The organism is Candidatus Omnitrophota bacterium (genome assembly GCA_028715415.1).
Taxonomy (GTDB): Bacteria; Omnitrophota; Gorgyraeia; order Gygaellales; family Profunditerraquicolaceae; genus JAQURX01.
In genome coordinates this window covers 85,430-104,024 of record JAQURX010000003.1, presented here as the reverse complement: position 1 = coordinate 104,024, position 18,595 = coordinate 85,430, and the positions used below count along the sequence as shown (strand labels likewise).

General features: G+C 38.2%; 19 protein-coding genes. 1 reads left to right on the top strand and 18 read right to left on the bottom strand.

Annotation, left to right across the window (positions count from 1 at the left end; all coding sequences use genetic code 11):
* Position 1: 1 nt before the first annotated feature.
* From PHO70_01685 to PHO70_01615, 15 genes are all read right to left on the bottom strand, one after another.
* On the bottom strand, positions 2-835 hold the full coding sequence (locus tag PHO70_01685) for an aminotransferase class IV (GenBank protein MDD5431684.1): 834 nt from the start codon (positions 833-835) through the stop codon (positions 2-4).
* Between the two features lie 3 nt (positions 836-838).
* Positions 839-2,209, bottom strand: a complete 1,371-nt coding sequence (gene pabB, locus PHO70_01680; GenBank protein MDD5431683.1) for an aminodeoxychorismate synthase component I — start codon at positions 2,207-2,209, stop codon at positions 839-841.
* Complete coding sequence (locus tag PHO70_01675) at positions 2,181-2,999, bottom strand: exonuclease domain-containing protein (GenBank protein MDD5431682.1); 819 nt, start codon at positions 2,997-2,999, stop codon at positions 2,181-2,183. The genes pabB and PHO70_01675 overlap by 29 nt, the downstream gene beginning before the upstream one ends.
* A gap of 4 nt (positions 3,000-3,003) precedes the next feature.
* Positions 3,004-3,894 carry a phosphatidylglycerol lysyltransferase domain-containing protein gene (locus PHO70_01670; GenBank protein MDD5431681.1) on the bottom strand — a complete coding sequence of 297 codons (891 nt, stop codon included), beginning with the start codon at positions 3,892-3,894 and terminating at the stop codon, positions 3,004-3,006.
* Between the two features lie 3 nt (positions 3,895-3,897).
* Positions 3,898-4,401 (bottom strand): YkgJ family cysteine cluster protein, encoded by a 504-nt coding sequence (locus tag PHO70_01665; protein MDD5431680.1) that lies wholly within the window; start codon positions 4,399-4,401, stop codon positions 3,898-3,900.
* Positions 4,398-4,718 carry a methionine--tRNA ligase subunit beta gene (gene metG, locus PHO70_01660; GenBank protein ID MDD5431679.1) on the bottom strand — a complete coding sequence of 107 codons (321 nt, stop codon included), beginning with the start codon at positions 4,716-4,718 and terminating at the stop codon, positions 4,398-4,400. The genes PHO70_01665 and metG overlap by 4 nt, the downstream gene beginning before the upstream one ends.
* Positions 4,719-5,217: 499 nt before the next feature.
* Positions 5,218-6,600, bottom strand: a complete 1,383-nt coding sequence (locus tag PHO70_01655) for a radical SAM protein (protein MDD5431678.1) — start codon at positions 6,598-6,600, stop codon at positions 5,218-5,220.
* 139 nt (positions 6,601-6,739) lie between these two features.
* Positions 6,740-7,252, bottom strand: a complete 513-nt coding sequence (locus PHO70_01650) for an NADH-quinone oxidoreductase subunit B family protein (protein ID MDD5431677.1) — start codon at positions 7,250-7,252, stop codon at positions 6,740-6,742.
* A gap of 3 nt (positions 7,253-7,255) precedes the next feature.
* Entirely contained in the window at positions 7,256-8,830 is a 1,575-nt protein-coding gene (locus PHO70_01645; protein MDD5431676.1) for an NADH-quinone oxidoreductase subunit C, read from the bottom strand.
* The gene (locus PHO70_01640) at positions 8,800-10,257 is read right to left on the bottom strand and encodes a hydrogenase 4 subunit F (GenBank protein MDD5431675.1); all 1,458 of its coding nucleotides are present in this window, start codon (positions 10,255-10,257) and stop codon (positions 8,800-8,802) included. The genes PHO70_01645 and PHO70_01640 overlap by 31 nt, the downstream gene beginning before the upstream one ends.
* A 2-nt stretch (positions 10,258-10,259) precedes the next feature.
* On the bottom strand, positions 10,260-10,895 hold the full coding sequence (locus PHO70_01635; protein MDD5431674.1) for a hypothetical protein: 636 nt from the start codon (positions 10,893-10,895) through the stop codon (positions 10,260-10,262).
* Between the two features lies 1 nt (position 10,896).
* On the bottom strand, positions 10,897-11,796 hold the full coding sequence (locus PHO70_01630) for an NADH-quinone oxidoreductase subunit H (protein ID MDD5431673.1): 900 nt from the start codon (positions 11,794-11,796) through the stop codon (positions 10,897-10,899).
* Between the two features lies 1 nt (position 11,797).
* A complete protein-coding gene (locus tag PHO70_01625) occupies positions 11,798-13,627 on the bottom strand; it encodes a proton-conducting transporter membrane subunit (GenBank protein ID MDD5431672.1) in 1,830 nt (609 codons plus the stop codon).
* 80 nt (positions 13,628-13,707) lie between these two features.
* Complete coding sequence (locus tag PHO70_01620; protein ID MDD5431671.1) at positions 13,708-14,022, bottom strand: metalloregulator ArsR/SmtB family transcription factor; 315 nt, start codon at positions 14,020-14,022, stop codon at positions 13,708-13,710.
* A gap of 293 nt (positions 14,023-14,315) precedes the next feature.
* Positions 14,316-14,519, bottom strand: coding sequence for a hypothetical protein (locus PHO70_01615; GenBank protein MDD5431670.1), 204 nt, complete (start codon positions 14,517-14,519; stop codon positions 14,316-14,318).
* A 13-nt stretch (positions 14,520-14,532) separates the two neighbouring features.
* Between PHO70_01615 and PHO70_01610 the strand changes: the two genes are divergently transcribed.
* Positions 14,533-15,759, top strand: coding sequence for a hypothetical protein (locus PHO70_01610; GenBank protein ID MDD5431669.1), 1,227 nt, complete (start codon positions 14,533-14,535; stop codon positions 15,757-15,759).
* Positions 15,760-15,762: 3 nt separating this feature from the next.
* Here PHO70_01610 and PHO70_01605 read toward each other — a convergent pair whose 3' ends face one another.
* From PHO70_01605 to PHO70_01595, 3 genes are read right to left on the bottom strand one after another with little or no spacing between them, the layout of a single operon-like run.
* Positions 15,763-16,896, bottom strand: a complete 1,134-nt coding sequence (locus PHO70_01605; protein MDD5431668.1) for a GNAT family N-acetyltransferase — start codon at positions 16,894-16,896, stop codon at positions 15,763-15,765.
* A 15-nt stretch (positions 16,897-16,911) separates the two neighbouring features.
* Positions 16,912-17,760 carry a metal ABC transporter permease gene (locus PHO70_01600; GenBank protein ID MDD5431667.1) on the bottom strand — a complete coding sequence of 283 codons (849 nt, stop codon included), beginning with the start codon at positions 17,758-17,760 and terminating at the stop codon, positions 16,912-16,914.
* Positions 17,747-18,577, bottom strand: coding sequence for a metal ABC transporter ATP-binding protein (locus PHO70_01595; GenBank protein ID MDD5431666.1), 831 nt, complete (start codon positions 18,575-18,577; stop codon positions 17,747-17,749). Before PHO70_01595 ends, PHO70_01600 begins: the two co-directional genes overlap by 14 nt.
* Positions 18,578-18,595 lie beyond the last annotated feature (18 nt).

The window sequence follows — 18,595 nt, the reverse complement described above, 5'->3', positions numbered from 1 at the left end:
TTTACAATAAAGCTCTGTATTTCTTCTGCAAAAGGCTTGTTATATGCCGTAAAGAGGCGTTGCCTATCGCATTCTGATTAAGAAAAGACAAAGGCATTATTCCCATTAAAGAATTAGTAAGGAATGCTTCGTCTGATTCCAATAAATCCTTAACGGTAAACCTGCCTGTGTAAATTTTTATCTTTAATTTACTACATAAATCAAAGATAACTTTACGGGTTACCCCCCCTAAGCATCCGCATTCCAAAGAAGGGGTGAAAACTTCATTATCTTTAATAAAAAATACATTGCTCCGGCTTCCCTCGGCAAGCAGCCCACGATTATTCAAAATAAGCGCCTCATCAAAACCTTTTTTTCTTGCCTCATTAAAACTAAGCTGGTAAAGAAGGCGATTGGTGGTTTTTATCCGGGCAGTAAGAGATTTTTCATCTTGCCGCAAATCTGAAATCAAAACTTTAAAACCTGATTTGTACCTATTCAAGGAAGGTGCATTATATCTTTTTGTGATGATTAAATAATTTGTGCCTTTGATAGCCTTCCATAAGATTAATTTTACATATGTATCAACTGACCCGTTAGCATCAACACACTTTCTTATTAATTGTTTTAGCCTTGGTGCGGAAAAAGGGAATTTCAAGCCTATCAAACGGCATGAATTCTTAATTCTTTCAATATGCTCATCCAAATAAACAATTTTCCCCCGATAAGAACGCATAGACTCAAACAACCCTAAGCCAAAACAGAATCCGGGATCCATGACCGAAGTTTTAGCTTCCAGGCTACCAGTGAATTTGCCATTTAAAAACAACGCCGCTTTCTTATCTGCTTTGCTCATGCATCATCCCTTTAAAGATAGCGCTTTCATCATTGCTTTGGCTTTACATAAAGTTTCTTCATATTCGGATTTAGGATCGGAATCCGCGACAATACCCCCTCCTACGCCAAAATATATTTTGTTTTCTTTCTTGAGTATCGTACGGATTAAAATATTAAAATCCATCTCTCCTGAAAAACTTAAATAACCAAGGCTACCGGTATAAATTGAACGCCTGTTAGGCTCCAATTCCTCAATAATCTCCATTGCCCGTATTTTTGGGCATCCAGTGATAGAGCCTCCCGGAAAACATGCACGCAAAAGATCAATTCTGTCTTTACTTTTAAATAACCGCCCTTCAATTGTAGATGTAGTCTGATACACGGTGCTATATTTTTCCAATTCTCTTGGCTTGGTTACTTTTATTGAATCATAGCTACAGACTCTTCCTAAATCATTTCTCTCTAAATCAACAATCATCGTTAATTCTGCTTTATCTTTTTGGCTCTCAAGCAATTCTTTCTTAAGAAGATTGTCCTCTTTATAATTCTCACCCCTGGGGCGGGTTCCTTTCATCGGCCGGGTGCTTACCTTGCCATCAGAAAAACTTATGAACCTCTCCGGAGAAGAACTTAAAATCTGGAAATCTCCTGCGTCAAAAAAAGCTGAAAAAGAAGAGGGGCTGATTTTCCGGAGCCTCTTATATATCTCAAAAGCGCTTGAATCTGTTTCTGCGTCAAACCGCTGCGAAAGATTTAACTGGTAGACATCCCCTTTCTTAATATATTCCTTGGCTTTTTTAACCGCGGCAAGATAAGCTTTCTTTGTAAAATTAGAATTAAAATCAACCTTTCCGGTAGTTTGGATATCATCGGTTAAATTATCTTTTGAAATAATTCTGGAAAGAAAGATTTCTGTTTTCTTAAAATTTTCACAAGCAAGCTTTTTAGCTGAAATTTCGTTTTCTTCAGGAGCCCCTAAGCAGGATATAAAAAGCTTCTTCTTTAGATTATCTGCAACAATAACTGTATTATAAAAAGCAAAGTAAAAATTAGGGATATTTATGTCTTCGGGAATAATCTTTTTTATTTTTTTCTCTAAGATAAAACCTAAATCGTATCCTAAGAATCCAGCTGCCCCTCCTAAAAATGGGGGGTTAGCCTTGTTTGAGGGGATTTTGTATTTATTTAACAGCTCTCTTAATTTATCAAACGGCAAGGCATTATCCGATTTTAATATATAAAAGGGGTCTATCCCGATAAAAGAGAACCTGCCTAAACAATACGAATTCTTACTAGAGTCCAAAAAAAAGCAATTCTTACGGGTTTTTAAAGTTTCAAAAACACGGAAGAAATCAACACCCAGTTTATACGATTTCAAGATGCAATATGCCATCTATCCTAAATATGCGTTCCTTATTTTTTTGGCAACAACGTGCCAATAAATAGCTGCGGCCATATTCCTGCTTAATTTCTTTCGGGATTACGTCTCTCTCCGAGATTTCTCCGGAGCTTGAGATATATCTTATGTGCAATCTAACATTCAAATCGATTGCTTCCTGAATTTCAGAAATCTTTTTTGAATTCATGCTTTCCAGCAAATGCGCATTAATAGAGAACAAGTTTGAGAAGTTTTTAAAATCCTTGATTCCTTTTTCATAAAGCATTTCATTCAATTTATTGAATACTCCCAGAGTAAGCTCAACGTCGGAAAAAGCACGATGTATCTGCTTGGTAGTAATGCCAAGGCTTTCCGCAACAAAACATAGCGCGTAACGCTCCAAACCAGGGAGGAGCCGGCGGGACATCTTTAAAACATCAACAACTACAATCCCTTCTAATTCAGGCATACTGCTTAGCTTTAATTCATTATTCAAAAATTCTAAATCAAAACCTGCGTTATAAGAACACAGGCAGCTTCCTTGAATAAACTTTAAAAACCCCGGCAATACCTCTTTAATCCTCGGAGCATCAATTAACATCTCCGGGGTTATCTTATTTACCTGAAAAGCTGCTTCACAAATCGGCCGGTCAGGGTTAACTAAAGCCTGAAAGGTATCTAACCTCTGGCCGTCTTTAAACCTTACGGCTGCAATTTCTACAATCCTATCCCCGGAAGCAGCATCAAGCCCGGTAGTCTCTGTATCAAAAATTGTAAATTCTATCTCATCTAATTTCTTATCCATAATTTTACCTGGTTGCGATGAAAGCAGGGATTAATCTTGCCGGTTTATAAGAAAGCTTCACTTTCTTTAAATTCTCAAGCCCCGAATCATCCATAATATTGATATACTTGTACCCCTTTAACTGGCTGCAGAATTCTGCGAAAATAAACTGCGCAAGGCCTTTTATAGAAAGGTCTGTAATTTCAAAAAGAATGCAGAATGTATTTTTATTTATTGGATATCCAAAGCTAAATGCTCCTATCTTGCCATTTACTTTCACAGCCATCCCGGTAAAATCCAACTTGTTATAATTATCGAGAGCTGTCTTTAAACTTAACCTGCTATCATCAAGCATCCCCTGAAAAACATGGTCTTCATTCTGAGCTTTTCTCTGCTTGCTCCAATAATCGTATAAACTTAAGCATTCTTTCTTCAGATTTGATGTTAATTCAAAACTCTCAAAATCATAATGTTTGGTAAAATAATTTAATGAGGCGCGCTTAGATTTAAATTTATTCCCTTTTAAATTCGCTAACTCTGACCTTGAGCATAAATAATCAAGCGATTTCTCCCTGCAAAGAAGCCCCATCTCTTTAAAAAACTTTACATCCTGCTCTTCAATATTCTCAATACGTGAAACCTGAGGATTTGCATTGAATCTATCCATAACCTCAAAGGATTTATTAACCGCTAAAGCGCTTTGCTTGGCTCCAAGCGGAGGCAGATATAAGAAACAACCAATTTTATCCTTAAAAAAAATACACAGGGAATTGTCAATTATCTCCCAGCCAATATCATAAAAACTATTCCAAATAAGGATATTTTCTAAAGCATAAAACGAAAGGCTGTGTTCCGAGAAAGACAAATACTTATCTATAATTTTTTTATCTTGAAGAGATAATTTTTTAAGGCCCATATATCAGAAATTTAGTTCAACTATATCAGAAACTTCTTCGTAAGCCTGGAGTATTTGCGGGTTGGCTTTAAGGATTTTTATTTGCGCTGGCTCATTTAGAAAGGTGGTTAAGTACTCGGTATATTCTTTAAACTCTTTACTATTAGCTTTTTCTCTTGCGTATGGGCAATTTAGATCAATTGTTAAAATCACTTTTTTGTCGCGCAGATTCAGTAAGAATGGATAAAGCTGGCATTCAAATGGACGGCTCAAATAAATTTTGCATTTGTTATCTTCAATATTCAATAACGGACAGATAAATCCTTCGCTCTTAGGATTAGGCACAGGATGAACCCTACTGTCAGCGGTTATTGAAACAGGTGGAATTCCTTCTTTATCTATCAACTCTAGCTTCTCTTCATCTAAAAGACAAGGCAGCCAAACTGAATCCTCCTGGGCAAACCTACAGCATCCTTTACACTGCAAGCAGTATTCTTCTGGAATAAACTGTTTAATCTTTGCACTCACTTTACTATACTCCCCAACTTAACCTTTCTTTCCGGGCTAATAACAACTATTCCGGTTTCATCTGTGGCAGCCAGAAGCATTCCCTGGCTTTCAACTCCTCTTAATACCGCAGGATCAAGATTATCTACTACAATAACCTGTTTACCAATCAAATCTTCCTTCTGATAAGACAACCTTATCCCAGCTACTACTTGTTTAGTCCTATCCCCAAGATCAAGTGTGATTACATACAATTTATCCGCATTAGGATGTTCGTTAACCTCTTTAATTTCAGCAACTTTCAACTCTAATTTTCTAAAATCTTCAATACTTGCCATTTCTTTAATCCTCCTTAATATTGATTCAATAATAGCACGCCGAAGAGAAAAAAACAAGCTAAAAACTTACTCTTTAGCGTCTGCCTTGTCTTGTTTCTCGCAGGGACGTTCGCCATCCCCAGCGTGGTTGGCTCACTCTCGAAAATTCTCGCTCTGCCTACATTCTATTTAGCGGGGCAACCATGCCCGCTCGAATTTCCGGAAGCCCTGCTGCGAACCAAGCCAAGTCATCCGCTAAGACAGATTATCTATAGCTTTATGGTTTTTGCTGGAGGCACATTAGAAAATTTTTGGCAAATGTCGGCAAGGATTTACGAGGAGCGAAGGACAGCTATATAAGAACGCTAAGCCGAAGCGACGCGGTAAACAGCAGCCGACGGCAAAAATTTTCAGTGCCGGAAGCTAAAACCATAAAGCAAGGTTAAATTTGAGCGAGAAAAGACGGCAGATTCATTAGAGAAACGTGTGGATTTAAAAAATGCTTCGAAGGGATAAATTACTACTTATTTCTGATAAAAGTGCGGGTAAGAGAGTCTTTGAGTCTTCCGCGCGAGCGTTCTCGGACAATGACGCTCTTTAACAACCTCGGGGTAGCAAGAAAAACCGAAATAATTTCTTTAAACGTGAAAAACTTCACAATAAATATATTCTTAAAAAGTATCTTCATAAATCTTCCCGGAGTATAGAAAGAAAATTTTATCCTTCTGCCGATCTTCTTTAAAGCAGCGTGGCTGTAAGTATCAGAATACAACTCTCCTCTTTCTGTAATATGATAACCGGGAGTTTTTTCTGCGAGCTCTCTAAGCGGAGAAAACTGTTCTATCCTAAGTTTATTACAAGCAATAGAATCAACTCCTATTTCTTTAGCAAATTTAGAGATATAAAGCATTTCTTCTTCTTTCTCCCCGATATTCCCATAAATAAAATATCCATTGTAATATATAGGGTATTTTCTTAAAACCGCAAAGGCTTTCCGAATCGTTTCCTGGTTAAATCCTTTATTAAGTTGCGTAAGTATCCAGTCATGAGGAGATTCGATTCCGATTAACAAGGCCTTAAAACCAGCTTTTACCATTTTCTCTAAGAGGCTTGGGTATTTGGCTATGTCAATCCTTGCCTGCGCAAGGTAACGTTTTTTAATCTTTCGCTTGATAATTAAATCGCAGATTTGTTCCGCTCTTTTGGGATTACAAAAAAGATCATCGTCGCTAAAAAGTATTACTTTGGCTTCAAGTTTTTCTATCTCATCAACCACCGATTCAACAGAGCGCGCGGAATAATTTCTCTTTTGCCCCAGAGGGTTCATGCTAAAGGTGCAAAATTTACAATTAAATGGGCAGCCTCTGGCACTTAAAACAGAATCAAAAGTCAATCCGGCGATATTTATCCCGTTTAATAAAAGCGAATAATTATTTCTCCTTAATGAACGGTCAGGAGCAGGAAGATTATCTACGTGAGGAAAAGGCCGGTTCTTATTATGTATTATCTTACCGCCTTCTTTGTAAGAAATACCCAAAATGTCTTTTAGAGCCTTTCCTTCAAGAATTTCTTTAATTGATTCCTCCCCTTCTCCACGGACAATTATGGAAATATCTGGGCAGTTTTGAAAGAATTCTTCTACTTTTTCTGTGGCCTTGTAACCGCCTATAACCAAAGGAATATTTTTAGGGAAACTGTTGAGCATTTTGCATATCTCTTCAAGTTGCCGGTCCCAGCCAATGCCAACACAAATTATATCTATTTCCTTGGATATAAAATCTATTAAATTGTTTACGTCGGATAATTCCTTTTCATACCTTAAATCCATAAGCGTAACCTTACCAACCAAACCCTTGGCACTGGTTGCCACATACTCAAGGCCGGTAGGAGGAAACATCATCATAGCGCTGGTTGCGCTACTTTCGATATAAGGATTCAGGAATAATGCGTGTTTGTATTTGATTTTATTCTCTCTTGTTAAAAATTGATAAGTTGTTTTACTTTAACATTAAACAGATACTAAAGCAAATAAATAAAAAATATTATTTTTCTTTAAGGAAAGCCAGTAAAGACTTGATGATTGTTAAAGGAGATGGAGGGCAACCGGGGATACTTAATATTACCGGCAATACTTTTTTTACTCCGCCTTCAACATAATAAGAATCTTTAAATACGCCCCCATCCGAAGCACAGTCTCCGACAGAAATGATGAATTTTGGTTCCGGCATTGCTTCATATGTCTTTTTTAAGGCGATAAGCATATTCTTAGAAACCGGCCCAGTAACCATAAGCGCATCCGCATGCCTAGGTGAGGCAACAAAATTAATCCCGAAACGCTGCAAGTCATAAATCGGGTTATTAGCCGCAATGATTTCCGATTCGCAAGCACCGCAAGAACCAGTATCCACCTCACGTATATTAAGCGACCTGTTGAATTTTTGTTTTATAAGCGAAGATAGCTCGCTGCCTGTTATTTCTATCTCTTTAGCCTTATCCAAAGAGATATGCTTTGTTACAATGCCTTTTAATGCCCTGTTTTTTAGTATATTTATCATAATTTAAAGGTCGTTTCCTGAATACGACAAATCAAAACTCTTATTACAAAGAGGAAAGTCCGGGATAATGTTTCCTAACACCGCGTATGACAATCCCTGCCAGTTGCGAAAAGAAGGATCTACGATTTTACATCTTTGTATCAATCCATTGGAACCTGTTTTAAGCCAATATAAAACAGGCCCGCGCCAGGCTTCAACATAACCTAAAGCGCATCCTTCTTTATATTGCGGATTTACCACAGCTTCTTCATTCTGATTGAGTTTTTCCGTAAATTCCCTTATAAGCCTGACAGATTCCTTGAATTCCTCAATTCTAAGGCGCAGCCTTGCTAAAACATCACCAGACTCTTGTAAGATCATTTTGAATTTTGCCTCTTTATACACTCCGGGGAAATATTTTCTTAAATCCGTGGGTATTCCCGAGGCTCTTCCCGCAAAACCCACTATTCCCAAATCTTCCGCGGTTTTCCTTCTTAATACCCCGGTAGTATCCACCCTATCCATAAAAGAAACGCTGGAGCTTAAAATTTTCTCAAATTCACAAAAATCATTCTCAATTTTATTAAGCGAATCAAAAAATATTTCTTTCTTAATGCCGGTGCCAGATGAAACCCCTCCTATCGTATTAACTCCTTTAAGATACCTGCTTGCAGTAAGCAATTCGTTTAATTGCAAGATCGCCTCTTTTATTATCGAAGCATACGCTGATGCAAAACTAAAGCTTACATCAAGAGCGATTCCTCCCATATCATTCACATGATTATACATCCTCTCAAGCTCAAGGAATATTGCGCGAAGATAAGCGGTTTGTTTAGAAATTGTGATATTGGAAATTTTTTCTGCAGCATTAGCAAATGCTAAACTATGCGCAAAAGAAGAATCTCCGGAAACGCGTTCAGCAATTTTTATCGCTTCAAGGCAGGTTTTCCCCTCAAAAAGCTTTTCTACTCCCCGATGGGTAAACCCGAGCCTTAATTCCAAGTTGATTATCGGCTCCCCGGCAACGCTAAATCTGAAATGCCCGGGCCCGATAATTCCCGCGTGCACAGGGCCAACAGGAACTTCAAATATCCCATCTCCTTCTACCCTGCCGAATTTATATTCGCTTAAATTTCCGTTTTCTATTTTCTTAAAATCCTTGCGTAGAGGATAATTCCCCGCGGGGCAAACCTCATCGTGCAAGCTAAGATGCCTTAGGTCAGGGTTTCCTTTTGGCTCAATACCAAACATCTCCCAAATTTCTCTCTCAAATAGATTCGCTGAATAAATATTCTTTGCGATAGAATCAAAAGCTGGATTATCCTTTGGGATATCCATGCTTAACCTGACCCACTGGCTTCTCTTGAAACTTACAAATACACAATGAACTACAAATTTATTTGACTCCCGACGCTCATCCTCGGCAAAAAGCATCATTACAGGAGAAGGAAGAGTTTTATGTAACGCAAAACAAGCCTCCTTAAAATTCTCCGGAGCTACTTTTAAACAAACCTCGTCTGTGAATTCCTCCGAGACAGAGAGCGCAGAGAAACCCGGAAATTTGTTTTTTATCCCTGAAATAATTTCTGTGCAATCCATATTAAATCCTTCTTTATAAATGGGATGACAAGGCCCAAAGCGCAAATCTGGAAGAACAAAAATAAAAATGCTATCTTTCCGCTCAGCGGCTCTTGAACTTTAACCATATCCTTAGGCAGATTACCAAAAAGCATCTTTCCAAAATGATAGATAAAAGCACTAAAAATTACTGCCAGGAATAATAGCATTAATCCTGCAATTAAATAAGAGCCGTTTAGAAAAGCTCCGATAAGTATTATAATTTCGCTGATAAAAATTGAAAACGGCGGGAACCCTGTAAGGGCAAAAGTACCCAACAACAGCATAATACCGGTAAATGGCAACACTTTTATCACCCCGCGGATAGAATTCATATTATGTTTTTTATAAACACTTACAATATTTCCTGCTCCGAAAAACATGAGCGACTTGGTTACCGCGTGATTAAAAACATGCAGCAGCGCACCGATGACTCCCAGAACATTGCCAAGGCCAAAACCAATGGCAATAATACCGATGTGCTCAATACTGCTGTAGGCAAGAAGGCGTTTTAAATCTTTCTGGACGATAATAAAACCTGCTGAAATAACCAGAGAAACAACTCCAAATAGAATCATAATCTTCCCAAAAAACGCAAACCCAACCGCTTTAATAATGATGATGCCGAATCTTAAAATTGCATATATCGCGGTCTTCAGTAAAACTCCGGATAAAAGCGCACTTATCGGAGAAACTGCCTGGCTATGTGCGTCAGGAAGCCAGGTATGCATGGGGGCAAGCCCTGCTTTTGTCCCATAACCAACCACAATAAAAATAAAGGCGATTTTCAAGATATTCTTGTCCATTTTCCCTGCGGACATAACCATGTCCGACCAATTCAGGCTTTTTATCCCTCCGGAAAACGAAAAAGCAAAATAGAAAAGTATTGTGCCTAAAAGAGCAAGGATAATCCCAACCGAACAGATAATAATATATTTCCAGGCAGCCTCAACCGACTCTTTGGTGTTGTAAAAGCCAACGAGAAAAGCAGAAATAAGCGTGGTCATTTCAATAGCCACCCAAAGAATACCCATATTATTTACTGAAGGCACAAAAAGCATTGATAAACAGAAAAAATTAAAGAGGATATAATAAATCTTTGCTTTTCTTTGAGAGATTATCCCCTTCTCTAAGTCTTTTTTAATATAAGAGATGGAATAAAGCGAAGCGGCAAAAGCCACCACCGAAATAACAAAAATAAAAAATACGCTTAATGTGTCCAAATAAATAAAACCAAAGTGGGATTCAACGCCTTCGGATAACGGCACCTTCTTTAATAAAACTATGCTTAAAATCAATATCAATAAATACCCGATAGAATTAAACATCCCCGCAATCTTCAAGTTTCTAATTAGCGCTGCCCCTATGGCAAGAAGAACGGGAATCCCGAGAATAAAAAATATTTCCATAATTACCCTCTAAGCCTTGAGAGCTTATTTACGTCAATATGCGTAAAAAGCTTGTTGATTCTATACACAAAAAATCCCATAATAAGAATACTCACAAAAACATCAAAAAATATCGCAATCTCCACAAAAAACGGCATTCCTCCGGATATGGTTGAAGCAAGCAGGAATAAACCATTTTCCATTACTAAAAGGCCGACAATCTGGGCAAGCGCCGTCATTCTAAATATCATCAAGAATAAGCCTGCTAATACTATAAAAAATGCAACCGCCAATATTATGCCGAATCTTTCATTCCCCGGGCCAATCAAATACATAGTAAAAACCCACGATAAATATGTAAACCCTAAAGCAAACAATAAAGACAATTGCGCGTTAATAAATAACCCTAAATCTTCATTTACTTTAATTCTCCTGACGATGCGATATAGTAAAAAAGGTATAAGAGACACCTTTAGGATAAACAATAATCCTGCAACGATAAATAAATCAAGCTCATGTTCGTGTAAGGCTATAAAAAAAGTCACCAAAAACAAACAAAATGACTGGTAGCGAAAACCACGGATTAAAGCCGGGATCCTTTTAGCTATTACCATTAAATATGTTGAAACCAAAACCCCGAATAAGATTATTAACTGCATATCAAACTCCCAAAATGGCGCATATTGTCGCGATAATCCCTAAGACAAAAGCAAACCAGATAAAATCCGCGACTCTAAAAAGCCGCATTTTTGCAACCGATACTTCCACAAAAGCTACGACGACGGCAATGAAGAACAGCCTCGCTAAATACCATACCCACCAAAAAGCATGCACCGTTAAAGTTGCACCCTGCGGCAGGCAAACCGGGAAAACAATCTGAGCGATTAGAAAAAAAAGAACCATCTGTTTTATATAAGAGGCCATTTCTATTAAAGCAAGCCTTCTTCCGGAATATTCCAAAATCATTGCTTCATGTATCATAGTTAACTCAAGATGAGTTTCCTGATTATCAATAGGAACTCGCGAGGTTTCCGCAATTGTTATAAGAAATAATGCAACAGCCGAAACTAATGAAGCGACAGATATCGAATGGGTGCCGGTAAATGCTAAAAAATTTGTTGAACCAAACTGCAAAGATAAAGAAAAGATCACTAAACAGATAGCGGGTTCAACTAAGCTAGATATAAACATCTCCCTTGATGAACCCATGCCGCCAAAGGAACTCCCCGCGTCTAATGCCGCAAGGCAGATAAAAAACCTACCCAAAGCAAAAACAAATATGAGCGCCAGGAAATCTGCCATATTGCCGGTAACAATCATTGCCGCGGCAGCCAAAGAAGAAGAAATTACAACAAAAGGCGTTATTTTAAATACCCATGAAGCTGTTTCGGAAACTACCTCGTCTTTAGAAAAAAGTTTTGCCAAATTGTAATAGGGCTGAAACATACTCTGGCCCTTACGCATCCTGAGGTTGTTTTTTACCTTAGTAATTAATCCGCTCAAAAACGGCGGGATAACCAAGAATAAACCTAATTGTAGGAAAATAATCAATATCTTCATTTTAAAATTTGTTTATGAATATGATCAGCAACAAAACAGTAGCAAAAATATATGCCAGATATAGATGTATGCTCCCCGGCTGTATCCTTCTCATAGATTTGGCTGTTTTAAAAACTACCGCTAAGAGAGGCTGATAAATATATTTCTTAAAAACTGGTGTTGTATATGTTTCATAAGCAAATGATTTAACGTGGTAAAATGAATCACGGATTTTCTGCGCCTTATGATATGGAAGAAGAAAAAAACTAAAGGCGATTCTGAATGGTTTTGAAAAAGCGGTGGCGGTGTATTCATTGTGCGAACCCAGCTTATAGTAACCGCAATCCCAAGTATTATAAATTACCTCTCTTTGCCTGCCAAAGAGCCTATACACGCTAAATGCTATCAACCCAAAACCAATTAACACGATTAAAATTAAAGGTATAGATAGGTAAATGTTTTTCCCTATCTCCGGTGACAAGGTAAAATTATTCACAGAAAAACTAAAACCGCGTGAATCTATCCCTGTTGCGGCACTGGCGGTTTTTGCCAACAATTTCATAATAAACCCGGCTAACAAACCGAAAATAACGGTCAGGGCCGATAAGAAGAACATCGCTGCCTTCATAGTAAATGAAACCTCTTTCGCCTCTTTTGCATAACGGCTACGGGGTAGCGCTAAAAACGTCACTCCGAAAGCTTTCACAAAACAGGCAACTGCCAACCCGCTGGTTAGGGCGAGCATAGCCGCAGAGAAACCTAAGAATAGTTTTGCCGAGCCTTGAACATTAAGGGCACCCAGGAAAAAAGCCTGCAAAGTAAGCCATTCACTAACAAATCCGTTTAAAGGAGGAAGCGCTGAAATTGCCATTGCTCCCAGCAGAAAACAAATTGCGGTTTGCGGCATTCTCTTGATCAACCCGCCTAATTTTTCTATATCGCGCGTTCCGGTAGCTTTATAAATGCTGCCGGCGCATAAAAACAATAATCCCTTAAAGATCGCATGATTAATCAGGTGATACAAACCTGCTATCAAAGAAAAAACCGCTAAAAAAGGCATTTTCAGGTTTATGAAAAACATGGACAATCCTATTCCTAAGAATATAATCCCGATATTCTCGATACTTGAATAAGCCAGCAATTTCTTTATGTCATTGGCCATAAGAGCGTAAATTACTCCGACGAGGCAGGAGATTACCGCAAGGCTGATAACCAACATCCCCCACCATGTACAATCAACTCCCATGATAAAGAATATAAACCTGAGTATTCCGTAAATTGCGGTTTTAATCATTACACCCGACATGATACTTGAAATGTGGCTGGGCGCCTGGCTATGCGCGTAAGGAAGCCAGATATGCATTGGAACTATCCCCGCCTTGGTACCAAAGCCTGCCAAAAGCAACAAAAATATAATGTTACGGGTTTGCCTCGGCATCACCAGGCAGGCGTTTTTTATCGCAAGAAAATCGAATGAACCGGCATGTTTATACATTAATAAAAATGCGGCAACCAAAAAGGCTGTCGCAAGATGTGTCATGACAATATAGATTGTCCCTGCTTGAATAGATTTTTCGTGTTTTGTGTCAAATATAACGAGAAAATACGAGACTAACGACATAACTTCCCAAGCAACAAGGAAAATCAGGGCATTATTTACCGTTACCACAAGCACCATTGAGATTATAAAGGCAGCAAGCAAAAACCATGCTAAATTTTTCTTTGCCTTACCCGCTTCGCCGTTTAAATAACCGATAGAGTAAATTGCCGATGGCAGCGAAACAATAAAAATCACAGCCAGAAAAAATATAGAAAGCCCGTCCAACAATAAATTAAACGATAAATTTTCCATCTCTTTTAAAATTAAGGGTATTTTGCAAAAGGCAGGACTTCTTTAATCTATAACTGCGTTTTGAATTAGAAGCGTAATTTTTACTTACCTAAACTATTCAATACAGTCGCTGTCTTTTCTAACTTTTTACGTAATAGTTCTGCTATGGGACGCAATACCTGAAATATGCCTTTATCCTCTATATTATAGTAAATAACCGTTCCTTGCTGTTTAGACCTTAAAATCCCGGCTTCCCTTAACGCGAGTAAATGCCTTGATAGGCTTGACTGCGGGATATTCAATTTCTTTGCGATATTGCCCACATTTTCCTCTTTGTTTTTCAAGAACTCAAGGATCTGCAGGCGCAAAGGATGAGCCAGTGTTTTCAGGAAGTCTGCTTTTATTTTATAAGCCATGCCATTCATATATTTCCATATTTCTTAATATTCGGATATATAGTATAACATACGCATTCATCATTGTCAACCTGAAAGCTTAACCAATTTAGTATTTACAACCTATCTTGGTTAATGTAAAATTAATTAATGTTACCCGGCCATCTCAAACTAAATAAACAAGCCTACCTTCTTGTCTTTTTATTTGCCTTTATAATCAGCCTTACTTTTGCTATTTATACAAAACACGCCTGGGAAGACTGGTATATCACCTACCGCTGCAGCAAGAATTTAAGCCAAGGATCCGGCCTCGTCTATACCCCGGGCGAAAAGATCCACGCCTTTACCTCTCCAATAGGAACTTTGCTTCCAGCATTGCTGAATCTCATAACTTTTAATTCTTCTGATGAGCTCGTGCTCTGGATTTTCCGTTTAATCGGCTGCTGCCTGCTTGGATTAACTGCTGTTTTATTATTAAGGATAGCTAAACAAAGCCTGTTATATTTATTCTCAGCCATATTCCTCATCGGCATGTTTTGCACAAATGCTTTTATCCTGGATTTTAGCATAAACGGCATGGAAGCGGCTTTTATGATAATATTCCTAGCATGGATAATTTATATTATGTCTGTTCCGACGCATCATCCCGCCTTAAACCTTGGGCTTGCCTGGACAGGCTTAATGTATACAAGGCCGGATGGATTTATCTACATCTTTGGTTTAGCAATTGGATATTTATTATTCAGCCCTGTCATAGAGAAAGCACAATCCCGTAAAAGGCTAATCATAACTTACATAAAAGCCATGGCAATCGTTACAATCTTGTATCTGCCATGGCTTCTCTGGACTTGGCATTATTACGGCTCGCCCATTCCTCACACAATAATAGCTAAAGGTTTGAATCATTGGAACAATTTAAATGTCTTTTCTTTCGCTGATAAGGCACTGACTTCCCGGTTTTTTCTTGGGCTTAAATCATGTTATTTTACTTTCATACCTTTGGGTGATTTTGGATTTCTGGCAATTAATTATAGCGGGCCGATTGCGCTTGCCTGTGCTTTTTACTGGATACTTCCTTTTGCGCGGAAAGAAGGACGGGCCGTATCTTTTGCCTTAATGATCGCACATTTTTACCTTAGTTATATAGCCAGTTATATAGCCCCCTGGTATCTTCCAAGTGTAATATTCCTAAGTATTTTCGTCCTTACTCAAATTTTACAACAAGCAATAAGCCTTATCTCTTTTACTAAAAAGATTGTGTTTAGCGTCTATATTGCCGCCTTTATTTTATTATCCATCAACCTATCTCTTACTTTAGCAACTTCTTACCAATTACGGCTGCAGCAAGAGATAATTGAAACCGGGAGCCGCAAACAAATCGGGCTCTGGTTAAAAGAACACGCGAAATCAAATAAAGATACTGTTTTTCTTGAACCATTAGGCTACATTGGATTCTTTTCCGGGCTGAAAATGCTCGATTTCCCGGGAATCGCCTCTAATGAGGTCATTGCTGCAAGAAAAAGATTGCTTCCGGAGGATTCAATGGCGAAAATCATCGCAGAAATTAACCCTGACTGGCTGGTATTAAGACCTTCTGAAGCCTTAACAATATTAAACCAAATGCCAGAGATTTTAAACAGGCATTACCGGGAAGCAAGAGTCTTTGATTGCTCACAAAGAATAAAATCCCTCCTTTTTATCCCCGGGAGAGATTACCTGCAATATGACCAAACCTTTACGATCTTCCAAAAAAAATAAAATCTAACTTTTCTTTAATTCCTTAAATATCGGGTGGAAATTTGCCGGCTGTAAGAGGCGGGAGAAAGCCCTGAAGATTGGATTAAAAAACTTATTACGGTGCTTAACATAGATATATAGAGGAAAGAGCTTAAAGCCTAACCTTCTTTTTGGTTCATACGAAGTAACCCCCATCTCATATTTCTTAATTTTGTTTTGAATGCACCAGTTTAGCAAATCCCGGAATCGCACAGAATACAGATGGTATTTATGGGCAACTGAATAATCAAACCCCAAATAGTAATCAATAAAATACTCTCCGGACACGAGGCAAAAAGCAAATGCCACTAATTTATTATCCATCTTCCAGAGGAAAAACTTAGTTTCATCAGGCATATTCTTGGAAACATTCCTGAAAAAATCAACCGTAAGTTTTTCTAACCCCAAATCCTGTTTTTCATAAGTCTGCAGATAGAGAGCGTGCACTTCTTTTAGCGTATCATCCCCTAAGATATTCTTGATTTCCAGGTCAATTTTTACCTTGCCGTCTATTTCTTTAAATTTTCTTTTCAATCCGCTGCGGGAAACACTACTTAAAGATTTTAAATAGTGGTCAAAGCTTGAAAAGGTAATGTCCATATCGGTTGATGGCAAAGAATGAATTTTTAAAAAGCCCCTATCCAATGATATATCAAGCATCTTTTTGTAGTCAGAAACAAAATCTTTAAAAGCAATAATTCCGATTTTCTTTTTTTGGGCGATTTGCTCCATACCTTTGCATATAGCGGGGATTACTCTCTTAGGGTCTCCTGCAATCCCAATTCTACCCTGCCCCATTGGCAACCCACAAATCAAAATCTTAGGGCTTAAGAATGAAGGGGAAAAACGCTTTATAAAATTCAAAGTCTTTTTAAAAGCTCCTTCAACAGCAATATCTAAGGGGAAATTCATGATAAAACAACTGGTTGCTCCAACAGGCTTTTCTTTTTCATAAACCATAATATAGAAAAATGAGAATTGAGGGAAATTAGAATCATCAAGAGTTTTGAAAAAATTATAGTTTTCCAAAACTCGAGGGAATACCTTCTCCCAGTCTTGGCGGGGAATTTCTTTAATCTTATTTACTATCTTAATTTTAAGTTCGGAATCCACAGTCATGTTTAATAAAACAAGTTATTTGTTAAGCCGCCTTCCCAATATTGCAGTTATGCCAAAACATACTGTGGCAAAAAGAACAATGGTAGCTCCAGAGGCAGTGCCCCAATAATACGAAGCGATTAATCCTGAAATACCTGAAATAACACTTATTATTACCGCCCATATTGTATATGAATAAATATTACGCGTAAAATTCCGCGATGCAGCAGCTGGCAAGACTAAAAGTGAGTTTATGATTAAAATACCTACGAGCTTTATTGAAATAATAACAACCAGCGCTAAAAGCACTGTGAAGCTGGTCTCTATAAGAAACGTATTTATCATGCGGCTTCTGGCCAGAGAAGAATTTACGCTTGTTAATACCAAGGCATTCCCTATCGCATACCAATAAACTAAAACAACCAGTGCAAGCACTAAAAACCAAGCTATCTCTTTAGGCGTTACCGTAAGGATATCTCCGATTAAATAATTTGTATACTTAACAAATCCTCCCTGCCTGCTTAAAATAACTATGCCAAGCGCAACGATAAAAGCAAATAAAACACCTAAGATAGTATCTAAAGAAGCCTTGGTTATATTCTTTAAAAGGTTTATAGCAACCGCTAGAACCACTGCCAGAATTATCATTGGGAATGTCGGGTTTTGCAGGCCAAAAAGTACGCCTATAGCAATTCCGGTAAGAGCGGAATGCCCCAATACGTCGGTAAAGAAAACCATGCGGTTATTTACTACCATCGTTCCTAATATCGCGAATAATGGAGTAACCAATAAAACAGCCAGAAGCGCATTATTCATAAAAGCATAATGCGGCCAGCTAAAAGGGAGCATATCCGTTATTCTATACCAAGCCTCAATGGCTGCCATGTTTACCGCCTTCTGAAGATTCTGGAATCCGGCCACCCAAACCTATCGGATGGTTTGGTGTCCCATTTGTTATGGGAAGGCAAGAGATATTCCAAAGCGCAGGGCCAAATGCTTTTATCAGCTTCTCATTGGAAAGAACTTCTTTTGGCTCTCCTTCCGCGATAACAGAATGATTAAGAAGAATAAGCCTGTCAATATAAGAAGAAATCCCTCCTAAATCATGCGTGACTAAAATTACCGCAATATCATGTTTCTTTCTAAGGTCGTCTACTATCTGGTAAAAAAGAGATAAACCCTTGGCATCTACGCCGCTAGCAGGCTCATCCAAAAGTAAAAGCTGGGGGGAGGGAGTCATAGCCATAGCAAGCAATACACGTTGCAGTTCTCCTCCAGAAAGTTCGCTTAATTTCCTAGTTAATAAATGCTGTGCAGAGAATAAAGACAAAACACCTTCTACTTTCCTTAACAAATCCTTGCTTATCCCCGTCCAGATTGGATGAAAACTAACCGCTGCGGCCACAACATCCGCAACGCTAATGGGAGAACTAATATCAAATTGCAATTTTTGGGGGACATAGCCGATTTTCGGCTTTTTAGAAATTCTCCCTTCTATCCGGAAAGCTATATTGCCTTGATATGGGATCTCTCCAAGCATTGTCCTTAGAAGAGTGGTTTTACCGGCGCCGTTCGGCCCGACTACTCCAATAACTTCACCGCAATTAACATGAAGATTGACCTTATCTAAAATAGTATTGCTGCCAAACCTAACGGTTAAATTATCTATCTTCGTACAGCAATGTTCACAGGTTCTTGCCAAAGCCTTTCTCCATTTATT